The organism is Vibrio sp. 2033 (assembly GCF_033339735.1).
Map to the genome: position 1 here is coordinate 1 of NZ_JAWOVC010000921.1, position 500 is coordinate 500.

General features: G+C 49.0%; 2 pseudogenes. Both read left to right on the forward strand.

The window, feature by feature from the left end:
* Positions 1 to 203 (forward strand): annotated as a pseudogene (locus tag R7P74_RS29830) (MSHA biogenesis protein MshE); the annotation flags it as partial.
* 8 nt (positions 204 to 211) lie between these two features.
* Positions 212 to 500 (forward strand): annotated as a pseudogene (locus R7P74_RS29835) (type II secretion system F family protein); the annotation flags it as partial.

The following is a 500-nucleotide window of genomic DNA, read 5'->3' on the forward strand; positions in this document are numbered from 1 at the left end:
TTGAGCTGGAACATGAGATGATGGACAAGCTGCGTGCGAATGATGCGGTTGGCTTTGCACAAGCGGCTCGACGTTCAGAAAACTACAAACCGCTTCTTGCCTCAGCAATGGAGCTTGCACTGCAAGGTGCTGTGAGCCTGGATGAAGTGATGACCCTCGGCGAGGGTGACGCTTCGGGTAAAACTGATCCCATTTTCATGTAGGTAAGTGAATGCCAACTTTTCGTTATCAAGGCCGCACATTAGACGGCTCATCAACCAGTGGCAAAGTCGATGCGGTGAATTCAGAAGCTGCAGCGGAAGCGTTGATGAATAAAGGGATCATCCCGCTCAATCTACGCTTAGAGAAAGAAGGCGCAAAGAACCACGTTAGTTTGTCTAAATTGTTGGTTCCTGCCATTCCACTGGAAGTGATTATCCTGTTTTCTCGTCAGTTGTTCAGCTTAACTAAAGCTGGTGTGCCTTTGCTGCGCTCAATGCGCGGCTTACTGCAAAACTGTG